Genomic DNA, 18,853 nt, shown 5'->3' with positions numbered 1-18,853 from the left:
CTCTTCCGGCCCAGCAGAAACCACCAGTGGAGCGAAGAGCGGCTCAGCGGCCTCCGGCGCCGGTAGCAACAGCTTTCCTTGCTTGGCCAGTCGACGCCACGCCGATAGCTGGTTCGGAAGGATGCCATATCGCTCAGCGACAGCGTTCACCGTTGCACCCACCTCAAGCGTGTCCGCCACCGCCTGTGACTTTGCGGTATCCGACCAACGGCGGTGGCCGGACGCATAAATCTCAACGCCAAGCGATCTGAGAAACGAATTTGTAGCGCACATTGCGAAACGCACTCCCCATCATAAGATGGGTTCGTTCTCGCAGCCCGGATCACACCCTACAACGTGACCCCGGGCCAACGCTTACCGCTGATGGAGGCAACTGACTGGGCACCTGACATTAGGTACGGGATTACGCCGCATAGGCTGTTTCGCGATGGCTGGATTGAGACAAACGACCGAGGGCCAGGTCATCCATTGCTACGTCAACGCTCTGCACCGACTTACGGTTAGCAAAATTCGAATAGTAGAAGACAGCTCAATTAGAACAGTATTAAGATTGACACGCTTTATCCTTGGAGTGCCGCCATCGACTGTCCGTCTTCGGTAACCGCACTGGAACCTTCATATTCTCTTCGAAACGTCCCGGCGGTTCGTGCGGCTCGTCCTTCAAGTGCCGACCTCTTAAGGTTGTAGATTCCGGGAAAGATTAGGGTTCCGCATACACGGCGCATGTAAAGCGCATCTTGACTGTTCCTTACGGCTTCTTTGAGTGCGGCCTCCTTCAGCACGCCTTTGCAAATCTGAAGCCACGCATCATCCATTAGCTGCATGGTTTGGTCCTGATCAAATGCAAGCTCGCTGTTTGACCTGATTGTCGTGATGAACCAAATCAAGAGGGGAACGAAAGGCACAACAGAAACCACGATAGAGTCCCTGAACTTTTCGTTTTGACCAACCAGAAATACAATTCCGCACAACATCATTACGGTGAACAGGAACCACAAAATTTTAAGGTAGAAGCGCCGCAGAGCGTGATCGTATGCCGTCGACGTATATTGCGCCACAAAGGCCGCAACAGGTCTGGTCATCGCTCCAAGATCGTTTTCATACCAGTTCGTCAGGTTCGCCAACTTCTTGTCGTTCAAACCTAATGCAGCCGCCTCAATACCTGCCTCGCTAAGATCGGGAGCGAAATGAGGGTTTTGGTCGATATCAAAAAGGCTGCAATCGAATTTCTCTTGCAGTGCGGCATTCAGCCTCGAAGTCTTGACGATTTTGGGATGTATGAAACCCGCTTCGATGACGGTGTATATCAGCGACACGATGGCCAATATTTCGGCCGCTTCCGATTTGCCCTTGGGTAGAAAGAATGCAACGCAAGAGAGCCCCACCGCGAAGAGGAAACTTACAACAATGAGTATATTGCAAACCTCAAAGGTCCTTCTGCGAGCGGCCAAATATTTTAGATTAGAAGGTGCATTTTGAATTTCGTTTATCGGCCACATTATTTGATCACCACGTTGTATGGAGCGCTTTTACAGGCAAGCGTATTATCATACTTTCGTATCACGAAAGCTTCAACGAAATGGACTCCGCGATATGAAAGTTTTTCCCACTTAATGAATTGTCCATCTTGATCATAAAACTCGCCTCGCATTTGCCCTTTTAGCTTGGCGACAAACCCGGTGTTCGTGACCCGCCATTGCACAAAGTATTCAGTCTTGTCGTATTGTAGCTGGAAGGTAGTGCATTTAAAGCGAAGCCAACCATCTCTTGGCAGGGCCGATCCGTCATCGACATTCACACCAGAACTACCTCTGCCACTTCTATGGAAAGTCGCCGAGACATAGCATGACGCAGTTTCATGCGATGGGGTCCATGTTGGTGGTCGAAGATGAGGTGGGCGGTAGAAGGTTGCATTTAAGATCCTGACGCCACTTCTCATGACGGCTTCAACCAGACTATCAGAGTGGCCAGCATCATTGGCGAGCGCAATGGCCTCGGGTTTGACCGCGAGAACGTTGCGGGCAGCTTCGGTCTTCTCTTTCCCAGCGCCAAAATTGTTCCCCAGAAGCTTCCGCCATTTTGCGAGGCTGGCGTTATGATCTTCTTCCAAAAGGGCGTCCCGGGCCCAGCTTGCGTAAAGATGCATCTTATCCTTGAAGTTTCTGAACTGATCGATCGTCCAAAGCTCGCCGAGATCTTCGTAATCGATGCTTGGGCTGGGGTTGAGGACTTCAGGGACATCAATGTGACGAGCCAAATAACGATCCAACCGCTCCAAGATTGTCACCAAGGTTTTTGGAACACTGGAGAAGGCATCAGTACCCCGGTCGTTGTCAGTGATCCGATAGCCGATAAGGGCTGTAAGCAGCACTGAAGGGCACGTGAAGCTCTTTTTGTGGTTTCTAATATACTTCAATATTCTGCTCATCTTCCGAAAGGAGTTTCCTCCAGAAAGTTTATTCCGTTGAACCAACCACTCCGTAAACTCTAAGGGCTCACTGCGGATAAAATGGTTGTGTCGGTGGTGGCAGATATTTATTTTGTGGTCTTTGTCCGAAACTTGAATCATCGGCATCAAATCGATCTTCTTGTCGCCGGCATAGTCAAGTGTGACGCAGACATCCGAGAGGCGCGTTTTTCCTCTATATGTCGAGTTGGCCCAAAGCACACGACGGAGATCCAGCAGATAGTCTTTCGGTTCCCATTCAGCATTCTCAGCAACCATCATCACGACGTCAGCATCAAACTCTTGTCCATTCAATGGGCGAACGATAGTTCCATGCGCAAGTGAGCCCTGCCTTCGGAAGAAACGAACCTTTGCGCCAAAATTGGACTTAAGGATGTAATTCTGAATTGCAGTAATGCTTGTGTCGAGTGAGTTCAGGCGGCCCTGATCGATGTTAACGACGTCCTTCAAGAAATCTTCGAAATATGAATTATGCTCCACAATTAACCCATCGTTAAGCCCTTCTGAGCCATTCCAATTTAGCCGAAAGCTACTATTTGATTTTGATTGAGAATATGGACGCAGCCTTTAGACTAAGTCAACAGCGCAGAAGTTCTGCGAGCGGGATATACAAATTCACTTGGCCGCAAACTGCTGCACGAACCTATTCCTGATCGGCATGCCTATCTTCGCACTTTTCCCCAGTTCTTCAGCCACGGCCCCGCGCCCAACGCGTCTTTGTTGGTTCGGGCGTGATCTGCTCTATTTATGGATTGCACGCACATCCAACGCCATATGACATATAGCGCCACTGGATCGGGGCACTTGCAGACTTGTTTAAGTGCTTACGCAAAAAAGCGAAGTGGCTCGCGGAAGTTAAGGCGACCGACGGAAAATGTTTAAGACGGAGACCGATCACCCCGTGGGGGTGATCACCCCCCATTTTTAACATCGTGCGGAAATAACGGAAATTTCGGTGGTGAGAAGTAGTAGGCAGCCTGGGACTTAAGTATAAACATCGCTGCGCGTTTGGCAGTCCTCGCCACACTCCAACCAAGGTCTGATATTGATCAGCCGTTGTGTGGTGATCGGGAAGAGTTTGGTGTTTGTTGCAGGCGCTATCGACTGTTCAGCATCAAGTTGCGTAATTGATTGTCAGACCAACCTTCGAGATCGCTGTCCCTCTCAGTACGGTCGAATGCCAGCCAGAGCATCGAAGCACGAGCTAAAGAAATTGCATGCCCTCGGACAACTGTTTCTGAAAAAGGTATATCTCCTTTCCGGGGATGTCGCACAGACCAGAAGTGAAAACGCGATCTCCCGACCGGTGTATGTCCCCCCCCCTTCCGCCGCATGTGTTGAAGCATGAGCATATATAGGCGTTTGAAGTGTGCCGTAGTTTTATAGCTTTCAACCTCAGACACCTTTGAGATCAGATCAATAGCTCAACCGAAACCGTCTTTCGTGCTTCGATTTCCTCAACAAACTCTTTCGTCACGATGACCCCCTCTGCATGATCATAGTGTCGGCTCGTCGTTGCCTCATTTCTGTGTCCCAGCAGGGACGCTGATGCTCTCGGCCCAGCAACCATGTACTCGCTTGCGTCCGTGCTGACGTTGTCACGAAATCGGTGTATAGTGATCCGCTCATTTAAGGCCTTCTCGGTTATCGATCCAGCAAGACTGCCGATCTGTTTTTCAGCGATTGCCCCACCTACAATCTTTCGAGACGGAAAGAGCCAGCTCCCGTTGTCGAAGATCGGCCGGAAGTCCCGCTTGTATTCGTGAAGCGCGGCGTGCAGCCGAGCGTTGCGAAATGCCCAATCGAAACCTTGGCCGTTCCTGTCCCGCTCCAGCATTTTGAGGTCGTCGGCGCAGAGGCGTACTTGGATGCGTTGCTCGTCCAGCAGGTGCAAGGACCGGTCGAATGCCAAGGCAGACAACGCCCTTGCGCGTTGTGGCAGTGCGATACCGAACGACAGGATGAGGCCGTTCCTGTATATCGTGGCCGCATTGAGGCCCCTGACAGGCGCTGTCCGTGCCGAAGCCATCAGTTCGAAACCCAGATCGTAGATCGCCTTGGCACCTACCAGCTGCGCGCCGGTCTTTGTAGTAGGTCCGACTGCCTTCGCCCGCTCGCTCCAGTCACGCAGGACGAACTCGCATGCTTGAGAGGTAAAGCCCGGGGTCAGCACGTTGACGTAACCGGAGTAGATCCTCGCGATGTAGTCAGATGCGGATCGCAGTGTCGTAGCGGACGACACCATTTTACCGGCTATCAGCTTGCTTGCGTAGGTATTCAACCCGACAGCGGACGGGGTGTCCCGAACCTCGTATTCCTCACAATAGATGAGCCAACGCGCCAATGCGTCCACCACGGCCTTGCAATGCGCCGCACTCCAGATCACTGGGGCTCGGCGGTCTGCCTTGTGCTCCGAAGCATCTGCAACGCTCTCGAACGCAGGACGCCAGTCAGCGGGCAACCGGGAAATACTCCTGCGGGCGCGGTGCCATGGCGTGCTACCCTTTGCGCCATGCGATCCCCTTTCGTCACGCAACACATGTGCAAAGTGCACGGTTTCAGATGCGCTCCAGCGCTCTGCCGCAAGCTTTTGGAGGTAGTAGTATTCTTGGAAGGCCGTCTCGCCGACGGTCTCGATCCGCATCCTTAAATGATGTCGGAGCTGTTCTTTTGTCGGGATCTCCAGATCAACTGCTTCGGAGCGGAACTGGCTGATATAGTCAAGATGGGTGTTCATGTTCAGGACCTTCCTTTGAAGAATGGATAGACGGCATTTGAATCAAGCCGCCTCCCCATCGTTGATAACTTTCTGCCACTCATCGAAGACAAGTTCGTCATCGAGTTCCGCGTAGTAATCGAGCGTCGTTTGAATGCTCTCGTGCCCGAGAAGCTTCTGCACCTTCGGCAGGTTATCGATGCTTTTTTTCAGCCAGATCCAGCCGATCAGGTGACGATACAAATGCGGATGTATCGAGACATCAACGTGCCTTTTCAGAAGTTTGGTCACACGGTCCAAGATGCTGGTGTAAAACTGCCCCGGGATGCGGTTTGCACGCTTCTGCGATGGAAAGAGGTATGGGTTTCTCTCATCGCCATCGTTCAGCGCCTTCTCACGCAAATGGTCGAGGTAATTGCGCATTAGCTTGCTCGTGCCTGCGCTGAGAGGCACGACGAGATTGGGGTCGCCTGCGCTACGCGCCTTGACCTGCTCGGCTGGAATGATCAGCCTAATTCGCCCATCATGTTCGACAAGCCAATCGAGCTTCGCTTCGATCACGTTCCTGCTCCGCGGTGCGCGCGACAGCAAAATTTCATGCGCGAGCACAGCCATCACATCGCAAACCAATTCCGCATCATACACATCGAGTGGCTTGGGCATTACGCCATGCTCGGCCCTGTGCATCCTCCGACGTTGATCGACTTTCCGGTTGATCTCCCTGAGTGCCACGCCAGCAAGATCAATGGTCTGCTGAATCCGTTTGGCGGTGAATTGTTTCAACTTGGCTTTGTTTCTTGGGGCAATACCTTTGTGATGACAGCTGTAAAAAGCGATGTGCCGATCAATCTTCTCGACATCTACGGGAGACCTTGCGACATAACCGACAGCCAGCTTTCGCACGGCCTTGAGGACAGATCCGACGTAGCCGCTGGCATACTGACCCCGTGTCGCCTCCTGTAAGGCTTGTGCCGCAGCGTCCAGAAAATCGGGGTCTGTAAGTTCTTCAACGGATTGAAAGGTCATGTCGGTGGAAGCCATCAACGCCTTCGCAAGCGACACCACATATCCGCGCCGGCAACGGAGGGTTTCAAGCGACCACATCTCATTTGCGGTCAGAAAACCGTTCTCGCGCAGGACATCATCCCTCTGCTCCCGCTCAGGCCTATTGTCTTGGCCAGGCTTTCTTTTCTTTGCCTGCTGCCGGCGCCGGAGCTCAGCCTTTCTCGGGGCCAGCGAAGTCTCTTTGGCATCCAATTCAGCGAGAAAATCTATCTTGCACTTGCCATCTCGAGATGCCGCTCCTGTCGCCCAAGGTGCAACCCGCTCATCAAATTCACCAAGAAGTTTAGATATCTCACCATCCGCAACGCCAAACTTGTCGCGGCCATCTGCAAAAGGATGGTTTACTGTTTGGAATCCGTACGAAGCGAACCCAGGATGAATGGCAAGCTTCCCAACAAGGTCAGTTATTTCCTTGACGTGCTTCTCGCAGGCATCAACGCCGCTGGCGGAGACATCAACGCGGTGATTGAAGTAGTCGGCAATCGTTTGATCCGAAACCTGATCTGGCGCGATTCCTGTGCCGTCCAAGTATACCCAAAACGAACCTCCCTTGAGGCGAAGTGAATAGGAAATCTCACTGTCGCAGACACGATCATGGATTTCCCGGTATACGCCCCCGATATCAGCAATACCGCGCTTGCGTTGACTTGACCTATCACCACTGAGCGCTTTGAGGATGACAGACTTATATGTCGAATAGCTTCCCGACGATAGATTGAATCTTCCCGCTGAATTGACAGCAAAAAAATCTATGATGTCTTGCTTGCAGACCACCTTAGTTTGAGGCGCCCAGTCGGCATTCTTGCATATCCACCGCAGTTTCGACGCAAGTCCTGAGTTACCTGCTTCTGTCGCCTCTCGGATCAGATCCGAAAAGGTACTTTTGGTTTGCGCGTAAGAGTTCGTGAGCGCCAGTCCTGTTGCGTCTGAAAGTTTTATGAGTGTGCTGAGCCTTGGCCGACAGCCCGCATTCTTAACAATATCTGCAACTGCCTTTTCCCCGAGACCAGCCCGGAGAGAAAGTGACCGCATGGATTCACCTTCGGCATTCAAGTAATTTTTCAGTTCTTGGCTGACGGCCATGATTGTCTCCTGCTCTCCCTTGGGGTTCCGGCTCAATCGAGATCGAGATCCGGCCTCACCGCGTCAGGCCGGACTCGCATTTCGAATGCCGAGAGCCATTCATCCTTGATCGTCCAAGATTTTCCGAGCTTCGCCGCCGACAGTTTTACCCTGCCATCTGGCGTAGGGCAGCCATAGTTGATCCAATCGCGGATTGTGTGAGGATCTCGTCCGAATGTTTCGGCGACCTGCTTGATAGTGTAGTATTGGACCTTGGCCATTTTCCGTACTTTCCCTTGTTTCAAAAGACATAGGGAAAAGCGGTGGCCCTCCAAAATGCGGAAGGCCAAATTTTTTAATCAGCCTGTCAGGTCAAATAGATCAGTCTCGTCGTCTCCTCGACGTCCTCCCAAAAGCACAACGTTCTCGGCATCATCGTGATCGGTCATCAGATCAACGGGGTGCTGCGATCGGTCACGATCAAGAGCTTCACGTAGAACCCGTAGTCTCCGCTCATTGCGCTTGCGTTCATTAAGTTTGAGACGCTCGATGATCTGGCCATGACGATAGACCATCGCCGCGCTCTTGACCTTGCTCTCGTCATTTATATCAAAGAGGTTCTGCTGGCTTTCCAGCTTGTCGAGAACCGAAACAATTTGTCTAATAAGAGCCGTCGGCAGATCGATCCGCTGTGCCTTGCTCAGCTTCCGAGAAATATTCCGCGGCGTTGGTGCTTGATCCTGAACTTTCAGCACGTCGTGGATCTCTACGATCCGCTGGACTTGTCCGGTGCCGACTTGGTTGTAATCTTGAATGATCCTGAGCGCCGATTGCATATGGAACTCGGCAAATTTCGTGGCCAAAATCGTCGTTTCAAGGTCGATCGGATGTCGAGACTTACCTAAAAGAAACTGAAGAACCAACAGATAGCGCATGATCGAGAAACCGATGCGGCGCACGAAGGAATCTGGCAGGCCACTTCTGCCGATCGTACTGCGAAGCTCGCTCCACCAGTTCTCAAGGTAGGGGATCACGTCCGGGCCAAGTGAATAAGCTCCGAAGGCATTTGGTTGATGGCAGAGTGCATCCCAAGTGTTCTTAAGGCGAGTTCGGGAATCGTCGACTCCCTCGTATGTAAAATACAGGAAATGATCGTACATACTCGTGTCTGTGCGTTTATCTGCGATGATGTAGTTGAACCGCTGGCAGAAACCATCGAACATGCTCGACGCATCGATGTCGTTTTTCCATGTCGAGAACACGGATAGGCCGAGGAAGGTAAAGTGCGGGTTTTCGACTGTGAGCTTGAGTTTCTCGCCCTTCAATCGGTTGCTGATATCCTCATAGGAATAGGCGTTAAGCATCCACGGCTTTAGCCTGGCCCAGTGCTTTTGGGTGAGGATCGCATTGACGCGTTTACCTACCTCGTCTTGGAACCAGAACGATCCGTTGTGCTCGTCAATCTCGAGTATCCACTGCGCATCCGAACCGGCATCTGGAAGCATTTTAACAGGAGATGCACCGCCGTAAGAGAAAATCTTCGTAATCTCGTCCGATGCGAGGGTTTTCGCGCTTCCTGACTCCGCAAGACAGATTGACCATAGTGTGGCCATTATCCGACCAATGCCCGGGACCTCCAAATAGGCGCCAGACTGGGTCAGCCGTGATGCAGCGAGCATAATGGTATGCATGATCGGTAGGGCGTAGGAGATGTCGGTCTTTTGGAAGTGACGCGCGACCATCTTGAGCAGACTGCCTTCGGGAGCCAGCGCCAGAACATCAAAGTCCTGCTCGGGGAGCTTGGCCGCAAACATCTGCACCAGCTCCCTAATTTCCGCCTGTGTCAGCAGCCGACTGCCCCTCCCTTTCCGAACGCGCATTTCGGACAGGACGACGTGTTCGGGCGTAGTTGGTTTCCGTATCTTCTTGGTCATGTGAGGCTCCTCAGTTGGTGACTGAGGAGAAAGTGGGTCGACTTCCGATTTTACGGAAACGACGGCAACAGAAGAAGTGACGGAATATCCCTTTCAATACGTGAGAACCGACACCTTTCCTGTAACACATTGCTTAAATTGGTATTTCTATAGATTCCTGCAACCGACAACGAACCGACAATCATCGTCACACTTCCCGAAGGAAACAGATTTTCACTTTCTGATCCTATGCTGTCCCCACGGCAAAGCCTTCTTTCCGCGCGCGCTTAAGCACGGCCATGGCCTTTACGGATTGAGCCTCAGAAAGTGGCTTCAGATGAACTCTTGTTGCAGCTTCGAGAATTCCGCTCTCCCTCGGGGTAAGCCGCATCTTGGACACTCTGATCCAATCGCCGAGTACTTTCCAATTCGATGCCCCGAAGGTAGCTGCGTCCGCTTGCGCCTTCACCCCATCTACGAGTTTCTGATCGCGACGGCCTTCCCGGTTACGTGTATTCTGCTCTTGGGTGTCGATGAGTAAGTGTCGCAGAGGATCGATGAAGTCTAATTCCATGGACATCGCGGCATCGACGCAGGGCTTCTTTTTTGCCCATTCACTCGGGTTACTGCTACCTGAGGGCGGCGATAGCAGGTGCATATGCATAGCCTCGGCGTAGCAGTCCAGAACTTCGATCAGTGGTTCCGGTGTTGACTGGTCGGTCCATAATTTACGAAGATCGATCGATTGCCCCACTTCGCCGACATCGTGAACCAGCTTTGCGATAGCATAGCAGACCGTTTGTGCCCGCAATCCACCCGTATACCAAGATCCGATGGCATCAGAGACAATCCGTTCGGTCTTTCGGAAGATGATCAGCTTTCCGATACCATCTTTGAACCACTCCTCTGAAAAAGACTTGTCTGCCTTGTCCCACTGTTTGCCGATTGCATGCGCGAAATACGCAAAATTTTTCTGGGCACCGAGGCAGACAATTTCTGGTCGCATGCGCCACGTCATCTCAGCCTTCGCCAAGTCCGTCTTACTGAAAAGTTGTGACCGGGGGTGCTCGAGATCGAATTTTTTTCTCTGCGCAACGGTTAGGCGAGACCTCCGGTCAGCGTACTGCCCCCGTGCCCTCTCGTAAAACCAGCGGCTCTGAGTGAAGGCACCGTCCTTTGCCGGGGCGTAGATCCGTCGGGAAATCTCCTCCATCCGCACATGGAACGGGTGATTCGAAAAGAAGTCAGCCGCAGCAATCTTGTTCTGGCTGTTGGCGTAGCGGGATATGTCCGGTACGATCTTCTCAGAGCGCTCGGCATCGACAATGGAGAGCTTCATCTGAACAAAGGTCTTCGACAGGTCGGTCTTATTTCGAAGCGCCGCGTGAATTGACGCGCTGGTCTGTCCTCCATTGACGATCTGGAGATTTGTCAGCCGGGTCATGACCTGAACGCCCTCTCTCTCACCGATCTCGACTGCTTCCGCGGTAGCGGTGATGCCGTTGTTGTATGCAAAGAACATCGAGGGATCTTCCTCGATTGTTTTTTTGATGCCTTTGTTTACATTACCCCTCGCTTGTAGGAACACTCTTACGTTCTGCTCCAGCAAACGTGCTTGCCACCTGTCATAGATTGAGGCGAGCGTCGGACCAGGCAATGCCGCCAGATAGGCTTCGAAAGGTGAGTCCGGCATGTGCGCGGTGAGTACCGGCACTGCACCGCCGTGTTCGTCAAGTTCTACAACGATATCCTCGCGCCCCATCGCGGAACTCTCGATCCGCTCAAGACGCGTGATGTCCCAAACACTGTAGCTGACCGGCTTACCGCGGAATTCGGTCATTTCCCTGCCGTCGATGCGACTACTGAGTTTTCTGTCGGTAATGAGTAAAAGACGGATCTGCCCGACACTGGCCCAGTAAAGGTCGATCAGTTGCGCGAGTTCGTGGCCGGGGGATGTCTCCTCCAAAGCATCGCGCCACGCTTCGTCAAGCGCTGCCTTGAGAAACCGTAGCGGACGTTTGAATGCCAAGTTAAGCTCGGAGCCCGTCAGTGTTGGCGAATCCGAGTCGTCGACGTAATCGATGACGAACAGGGTCAGCTGCTTGGTCTTTCGGGGATCGCCAGCCCACCCGTCTATCCTGATCCCCGATTGCACTGCGCCACGGTGGTGAAAATACTCAAGTGCATCGACTTCGCCAGATCCGGTTATCGTGTCGCTGACTCTTTGAAAGAAGGCCTCCTCCATAGAGAGACCGTTGGCTTCCGAAAGTAGCCGAACATCCTCCCTCATCATCACAGAAAAATCGTTTACTTCACTCATATCTTTGAACCGAGTACCGTAGCAGCGCCACGAGCTCGTCCTCGCCTATCTGGAAGGGTTCGATCTGCGCCAGAGGAAGGTCGTAGGACACCTCGACGGGGCCATCTAAGTAGCTACTTGGTACGATCCTGGGAAAGCCCTCTTCAACCAAAAAAAATTGTGTCGAGCGGTGGGAAACGTTGACGTCGTAGACATGCTCGTCGTCGAAACCGGCTTCCTCCAGCTTTTCCTCGAGTTGACGGATGCGGTCGGGACGGTCCAGGCCGAGTACTGATCGTAAATGATGAACTGTGCTGTGGAGGTTCTGCGATCCGGGTTCATCATTCTCCGAATTGGCGAACGTATGCACCAAGAGCACGAGCCGATGGCCTATGACATCTGCAAGCTGGTGTTCAGAAGTGATCCTGACCTTTGCCCTGGAGGATGCTCCACGCGTCTTGCATTCAATGCATAGACCTGACATCTCGAAATCCTTGGGTGCCTTTTCCGAGCCGCGCCATGCCTCAAGCGCGGCTCCGATGCCTTTTATTGAACTAATGTTCTTCGACAGCGTATGCAACTCACCGATCAGGCCGAGCTGATCCTCGCGACTGAGCGTCTTTTTCCGAGCGCCTTTCAGCAATGCATGCCACTTCCAAGTCCTGCCGATGAATGCCTGAACCGCGGAAACCTCGTCAGGCGCATTCGAGACTGTCATCACGATGTCGTCGCAGAATTGAGCGAAAATGTCGGCGTCGTCTTGATTTTCAAGGCGGACGCTCAGCATTGCCTTTCCGTCACCCTTCCGGATATCCGCCTCAACATGGAGACCTGCCATTTTCGGCAAGCTGGTACGAGACATCGTCTCCGGGTCGTGAACGAGAAAGAGCAAGCGCCTTCCAAGATCGTCCTTAGCACGGAAAACCTCATGCGGCCGGCTTTCAAGCACGAGATGCCCTACAAGACCTGCGCCGCCAAGCGACGGCGCGATGTCCTCCCATGGGTCCTCATTCCTCACGATCAAGCGCCTCCGCCACTTCCTCGTCAATGTCGGTCATGTTTTGTCGCCACCAAACTGTATTGACCCTGTAACTGACTGTCTGGTTTTTCCGCGCGGACGAAGGGAAACCGATTGTCCACGCCGATACAGGGGGCTCATCGATCAGCTTTCCTGTTTCACGGTCAATCAGCTTAAGAAAATGAATGGCTAAAATTGGCCGCGGACGTTCGGCAAGATAAGCCGTATCATCGATATTTTTCGCCCCGCCAGCGTTTGCCTTCACTCTGTCAATGGACTGGTCATCCATTCCCAGCCGACAAACTCCTCGCGATGAGAACCGGCGGCTCGTTGCCACGACCTTTCCATTTTCTCTCAGTGCAAACGTTCGTTCCTGCAAAGGAAGATCAATTGGTAGATACTCTGATGCCGCAGCGGACTTGTCTGTGCTGCCAACGAAGACAACATCCCAATGTGAAAGATTCTCATCTTGACGGTCTTCCACATAGCGGATGACGGGCTCGGTTTGTGTGCGTTCCGCATCTTTGTGGTTCATGAATCTGCCCAAGTAATCCTTTACCAACTCGGCTGGGACAGAGTGCCAGATCTCCGACGCGCCGTGCATAGTTGGTGCCCGAACCGACAATTTCTTATAAAGTTCTAACGCAGCATCACGATTAAGCTGCGCCTCATTACCCGGCTCATTATCGTGGATCACAGTCGTCTCAATGCGTGACCGTGCCAAGCCAACCTCAACGATCACTTCGTGGCCACTTCCAGCTTTATTGCGTGCAGTAATTTCCAGCGCCTTTTCGTGAGTTCTAACCCGCAATCCAAAATCGCGGGGTGTCGCCTCTGAACCGGCCATATAACGAAGATCTCGGCGCAATTCTTCGGATGCGGCAGCAATATGCGCATACCACTCCCGCGCCTCCTCCTTAATCCAAACGCGGCAAAGATCTTCGTAACCAGGCCGGTAACCGAACCAACGCGCCATCTGTAGCAAAGTGTCGTAAGCCTTAGAATTGCGAAGGAAGTAGCTGATTGTTAGTCCTTCGAGAGTGAGGCCGCGTGAGAGTGAATATCCACCTACCGCGATGGCCGTTACCTGATCATTCTCAGCGTCTATGACATCGGGGTAGACAAGCTTTTCACCTGACTTGCTGTTGACTTCGTAGACTGTAGCGCGCTCCGCGACCCGGTATAGCAAGGGCAATACATCCGACCAATTCTCTCCGCCGTCGGCGTATTCAGTTTCGAAAACGTCTCGACATGCTGCGATCTCATCATTCCGCTCCGCCTTGTCCGGAGGGAGTGCGCAGTGCATCTTGAGTGCGGGCTTGACGACATCGTTCATGTGATGCCGGATCAGGTTTGCGACCTGTGTCTGGACCGCTGTCAGATGTGAGACATTGATAAGCATCGAATGGTGTTTGTCCCGCTGACCGCGCAGGTCACGAACTGCACCGCTCACGATGAAGGCCCTGATCGCCGTCGTGAGGGACCCCGGAAGATCAAGGACTTGATGACCCTTCGGCATCTTCAGCGGCAGATGAGGCTCATTATCCTCGATGTCCCGAGTCGGTCGGTCCTCTTCCAGCTCGGGATTGAGGAACACCTTTTCCGCGCCGTAATAATTGCCTGGCCGGTCGAGCGAGATCAAGAAGTGCTCAGGGAAGAGATCCTTACCGGCCTCTTCGTGTTCGACATCTGGGTCGATGAAGATGTTCGCGAACGGCGTTGCAGTAAATGCAACGTATGAACTCTTCTTGAACAAATTCAAAAGATCCCTGATCTGCCCGTTTATCTTCGACACGGCACCTGCGCCCTTGGCGACATTGATAGATGCGTTGTCTGCTTCATCATCGATCAGAATCATCGGTAGGTCGATCAGGTCGGACCCCTTGTGGAGATTAAGGGACTTCAACCACCCCAGAATATGTTTGAGGATGCTCGCGTTCTTCTTGATCACGAATACGAACGGTTCTTCCTTGTCGCTGTCTAACCGCCATCCGATACTGGCTTGGCCCTTGCGAAAATCTGCTTTCCGACCGGTAAGCGCCCGCGGCAGCCGGGAGAAATCAGACCAACCGACACCGACACGGCCGCCATCGGCCACCACCTCGGTCGGGGAGATGTCGCTGTTGCGCCCGATCAATCCCTCATCGACACGCTTTTGCGTCTGGCTACGCAGGTTTTCATGGATACCGGCAATGATGATGATTACGCGATACCCGACATCTGCTGCTTTGCTGACCAGTGCGGTGTAGTTTCCCGTCTTTCCGGCCTGCACATCGCCCATGACCATTCCGCGGCGATCAAATGGCGCATCCGCTTTCGGATCGCCACAGAGCTTTATCACCATATTGGTCTTCTCGTTCATGGCCTCCAGTACGGGCCCCGGGAAACCAGAATCGGCGAGATAGTCGCGGTACCGTTCCCAATAGAACCAATCGGTAGATCGGCGACGCGCAGCATCAAACCAATCTTCGAAATCAGGAGCGATTAGTGCAGCGCCAAATTCCATCCGAACACCATGCCGGTTCCGCATCTCGTCAAACAACGAGGCGATTTCTTCATCGCTCACGTCCGCATTGATCATCTGAACATACTGGTTGATTGCGTCGCGCAATTCCTGCTCGGTCTTCACACCTCCGGAAGCAAATGACTGGACCAATAATTTCAATTCGGGCATTCCGGCGCGAACGCTCATATCACTTTCCCTCATCAATCATTGCCTTGACGGTAGTCTTCGCTCCCGAATAAGGCGGTATTGAGCCCAACAACTTGATAATCTCGCGATCATCATGACCCATCTCCCGAAGTCGATCGATCAGCACTCTCCCGCTGGATTTAATTTCGGACTCATCGAGTGCCTCCTGCTGTATCGCTTCAAAGCTATCCGCCATATCATGATGCAGCGCCTCCAGAGGCAATCCAGCTGAAACAAGTCGGAGAAGATCATGGAAGTCGCGCGATTGAACATCTGTCAGGTTTTCTTCGAACTTTGAAAAGAATGGGTGCTCTGGATTGAGTGAATATTTTACAGTAGAGTCGACCTTGGTGCGTTGCCACAGAGGGATCGGGTTCTCATCGGTCAGCTTAGCTCCTCGCTTGCGGTAGACCTGCTTTGACCTGCCGCCGAGTCCTTCGATCATCTGGCGCAGGTGGTTTCGCAGCGCAGGCGGTGGTGAAGCAGACGCCTTCAGGACATCGATTTTCCACGCGGAGTCGCTTTCGTTTCCAATGTCGATCTTAACCCTCGCAAGCTGCGTCAATCTGTGCTGCGGAGCCATTCTGAACCAAGTTGCATGACGTATCAGCCTTCTGTTGCGATATAGATAGAAACCTTGGGATCGCATATGTCCCTCGGAAAGGCCCATCTTCTTCCATTCATTCTCCGATCTCACCTTATTGCGGTGCGGAAGAATGAAAGACTGAATTACAACTGTGCCTCCGGCAACCTGTCGACGGTCCACCGGTTGGCGGATCGTCGCATCATGCCATTCAGCGAACGGATCACTGGGTTCGAGCTTGTGTCCGTTGACGTCGAAGGAAACAGCTCGATGCCCCTGCTCGGATTTCATAAATCGATGAAAAACGAGTTCCAGATGTTTCGAAGTCTCATCGAGAATCCTGAGCAATGTCTGGTCTCCAAGCTCAAGTCCGGCCCTGTCGAGTTTTTCCCACAACACCAGTGTACCATTGTCTCCGAGAATATCAGCGTAGCGGATTCCTGCATCGGTGTTCCGGCGCTCGACAACCCAGTTGTTCCTCTTCACAACCAGATCCAAATCCCAGATCGCAATAGACCGAACGCCGTTTTTACTGGACACGACAGTGAGCCGGCGACACTGTGAAAACGAAGCGGTCTTTAACCCGAGTCCGAAGCGGCCGAGGTCTTTCTCCGATCTTCTCTCAGTTGGATTGCGGCTTCCGGGTCTCATCGCCTCGAACAGTTCGCCCGAAGACATTCCATGCCCGTCGTCGATTATCGCGACCGCAGCATCATGCGGATCGGCATTTACGCGGATTGATACCTTGGAGGCATCTGCCGTGAGCGAATTGTCGACGATGTCGGCAATGGCCGTGGACGGCGTGTAGCCAATATCGCGAAGACTTTCGATTAGCGCGGCCGCATTAGGTTCTATCGTTTCGTATGAAACCTCATCTGTAGTCTCCTTCTTAGTCATGTCAGGGCAACAGTCCTTGTCTCACCTGCGATCGCTGCATTTGGCCGCGCGAGTAATGATTGCAACGTCGGCAGCATTGCGCGTGCTATTTTCCATGCCAGAAAGGGCGGCACCGCGTTTCCAACTTGAATGTACTGTTCTGTCCTGTTCCCCTTGAAGAAGTAGTTGTCTGGGAAAGTCTGGAGTCGTGCCGCTTCCCGGACCGTCATGCTTCGGCATTGACCGGGGTCAGGGTGGATGAAGTAGTGCCCATCTTTCGACAGATGGCACGTCACAGTCGACGATGGTCGGTCCCAAGGCTGCACCCTGAAACGATCATTGAATTTGCCGGACGTCCAATTCTTGTGGGCGGGTGCCAGTGTTTTGGGAAAATCCCCGGCCTTAGGTGAGACTCCAGTCGCAAGCGACCAGGCAGCGGCGAACAGGTAGCGTCCGAGATCTTCGGGCATATGGCCGCGTGTCTCATGCTGGACGAGCCGTCTCAATCGGGGATCGAACAGCCAAGTTGCAAGCTCAGCCGGGCAATCGCGCGGCAAGGCAGTGCCGCCGATCGCGCCTTTCCGCAGCATAGGGACTATCTTGCGGGGGGAACTCACCGATTTAACTGCCATCTCAAAATCTCGTCCGGAACGCCCCGTCAATGGCAAGCTCTCACCGGAGATAAGCGCCGATGCCGCTGCTATTGTTTTCTTCCACTCGCTCGTTCCGTCGCGATTGCCGCCACGCGCACTGATGCCGCTCCGAAGGATCGGCATGTTTTCAAGTACATTGCGAACTGTGGCACGTCGGGTTTGAACCGGCAGATGCGGAAGAGTTACGCCGCCTTTAACATCCGACAGGTCCCGCCTGATCCCGACGATGATGACACGATGACGCGCTTGCGGCACACCATGATCCTCGGCCTGCACGATAAACGAGCGCGGCGATGCCTCGCCGTCGAACGAAGGTTCGTCGGAGAGGGGAAACAAAATGTACTCTGCCGCGCCACCGCCGCCGGCCAAGTCTTTAGTCACGAGATCGAAGACTTTCATCTTCTCGATCGAAGAGGAAAGCATCCCCTTGACGTTTTCCATTACAAAGGCCGCAGGGCGAAGCTGGCGCAGGACATCGATGTACTCCTCATAAAGGCGATGCCTGTTCTCCGCATGTGCTACGTATCCCAGATCGCTCGGCTTGCGACCGCGGCCGGCGAGGGAATATGCTTGGCAAGGAGGTCCGCCGATAAGGATTACACGATCACCGCGCTTTCGCCTTACCTCTGCAATTCGTTCCGATACAATCTCAGATGTTCCGTCTGCGCCAAGGGTGAGATTCAAGGTCTCATGTACTGCCGCTTGCCATTGCTTGGGATAAAGAGCCTCCCAATCCGGCTCATCAGTGCCACCACTATTGAGGAAATCGATGTACTCTTCAGGAAACGCCGTGTCGAATTTTCTCAGGAAGGAGCGCAAAGTCAAAGTTCGGTGTGCAACGGGGTCCTTTTCGATAGAGAGATCGATCTCAAAGGCGCGGCGGCCATCTGCCTTTTGCACCCTGCTAAATCCCTCTCCGAGACCTCCGGGCCCTGAAAAAAGATCGACTATACCGATGGCATCTTCCATTTCACGTTTCTCGCCCCATTTTTCTTGTAAAGTTATAGGATAGCAAACCGAGTGTCGACTTGATGGATACCGTTTCAAAGGAAATTCGATCCCGCAGGATCGCACCACCCCCCCGTAGGGACAGGAAAACTTAAATTGATCGCCCAGCGAAGCCTCCATGCTGATGGATTCCAAGATCGGCGGGACATGCTCAGACTTTCAAGCCGCCCCGACATCGTCCTGCGCTGGAACTGTTCTGCCATCTTTCCGGCCGTTATGGCATTGGCATCACGAGTGCGCCCAAGCGTTGGTTCCGAAATAGACGGCGTCTTAGGGGAACAAGTACAACAAGAATATTGAGAGAGATCAACAAGCAACACGAGATTTGAGTGTGCTTGGGAGCACGCCTTCTCGAAGAAGAGGTCGGCAGGAACCATGAAGACAATGACTTCATGGCTGCGCTCCGAAACTCAAGACAACAAGATGCTGTGGCCGATCAATGAAGCATGAGCTTGGCGCGGAGGAAACTGCGGCCTGCGTCACTCTTTCCTCTTTACCGTC

The 18,853-nt window shown here is 53.0% G+C and carries 12 protein-coding genes; all 12 read right to left on the bottom strand.

Features of this window, described 5'->3' with window-relative positions; all coding sequences use genetic code 11:
- A partial coding sequence (locus BLS57_RS13350; protein ID WP_139186642.1) for a transposase occupies positions 1-273 on the bottom strand: 273 nt, incomplete at its 3' end.
- Positions 274-560: 287 nt separating this feature from the next.
- On the bottom strand, positions 561-1,499 hold the full coding sequence (locus tag BLS57_RS13345) for an S-4TM family putative pore-forming effector (protein WP_093743114.1): 939 nt from the start codon (positions 1,497-1,499) through the stop codon (positions 561-563).
- Positions 1,499-2,947, bottom strand: coding sequence for an SMODS domain-containing nucleotidyltransferase (locus tag BLS57_RS13340; protein ID WP_093743113.1), 1,449 nt, complete (start codon positions 2,945-2,947; stop codon positions 1,499-1,501). Before BLS57_RS13340 ends, BLS57_RS13345 begins: the two co-directional genes overlap by 1 nt.
- Before the next feature lie 931 nt (positions 2,948-3,878).
- Positions 3,879-5,204 carry a site-specific integrase gene (locus tag BLS57_RS13335; protein ID WP_093743111.1) on the bottom strand — a complete coding sequence of 442 codons (1,326 nt, stop codon included), beginning with the start codon at positions 5,202-5,204 and terminating at the stop codon, positions 3,879-3,881.
- A 42-nt stretch (positions 5,205-5,246) separates the two neighbouring features.
- On the bottom strand, positions 5,247-7,331 hold the full coding sequence (locus BLS57_RS13330; RefSeq protein WP_093743109.1) for a site-specific integrase: 2,085 nt from the start codon (positions 7,329-7,331) through the stop codon (positions 5,247-5,249).
- Between the two features lie 32 nt (positions 7,332-7,363).
- Positions 7,364-7,591: a helix-turn-helix domain-containing protein gene (locus tag BLS57_RS13325; protein ID WP_093743106.1), complete on the bottom strand. Its 228-nt coding sequence runs from the start codon at positions 7,589-7,591 to the stop codon at positions 7,364-7,366.
- 78 nt (positions 7,592-7,669) lie between these two features.
- Complete coding sequence (locus BLS57_RS13320) at positions 7,670-9,244, bottom strand: hypothetical protein (RefSeq protein ID WP_093743104.1); 1,575 nt, start codon at positions 9,242-9,244, stop codon at positions 7,670-7,672.
- A gap of 226 nt (positions 9,245-9,470) precedes the next feature.
- Entirely contained in the window at positions 9,471-11,543 is a 2,073-nt protein-coding gene (locus BLS57_RS13315) for an AIPR family protein (RefSeq protein ID WP_093743103.1), read from the bottom strand.
- Complete coding sequence (locus BLS57_RS13310) at positions 11,536-12,540, bottom strand: PD-(D/E)XK motif protein (RefSeq protein WP_167356433.1); 1,005 nt, start codon at positions 12,538-12,540, stop codon at positions 11,536-11,538. The genes BLS57_RS13315 and BLS57_RS13310 overlap by 8 nt, the downstream gene beginning before the upstream one ends.
- Positions 12,530-15,232, bottom strand: a complete 2,703-nt coding sequence (locus tag BLS57_RS13305; RefSeq protein WP_167356432.1) for a Z1 domain-containing protein — start codon at positions 15,230-15,232, stop codon at positions 12,530-12,532. Before BLS57_RS13305 ends, BLS57_RS13310 begins: the two co-directional genes overlap by 11 nt.
- A 1-nt stretch (position 15,233) precedes the next feature.
- Entirely contained in the window at positions 15,234-16,712 is a 1,479-nt protein-coding gene (locus tag BLS57_RS13300; protein ID WP_093743098.1) for an ATP-binding protein, read from the bottom strand.
- Complete coding sequence (locus BLS57_RS13295) at positions 16,709-18,313, bottom strand: DNA cytosine methyltransferase (RefSeq protein WP_208597573.1); 1,605 nt, start codon at positions 18,311-18,313, stop codon at positions 16,709-16,711. Before BLS57_RS13295 ends, BLS57_RS13300 begins: the two co-directional genes overlap by 4 nt.
- Positions 18,314-18,853 lie beyond the last annotated feature (540 nt).

It is taken from the genome of Sulfitobacter delicatus (genome assembly GCF_900102535.1).
Lineage (GTDB): Bacteria > Pseudomonadota > Alphaproteobacteria > Rhodobacterales > Rhodobacteraceae > Sulfitobacter > Sulfitobacter delicatus.
The sequence above is the reverse complement of the archived record's forward strand: the minus strand, read 5'-3'. Positions and strand labels throughout refer to the sequence as shown.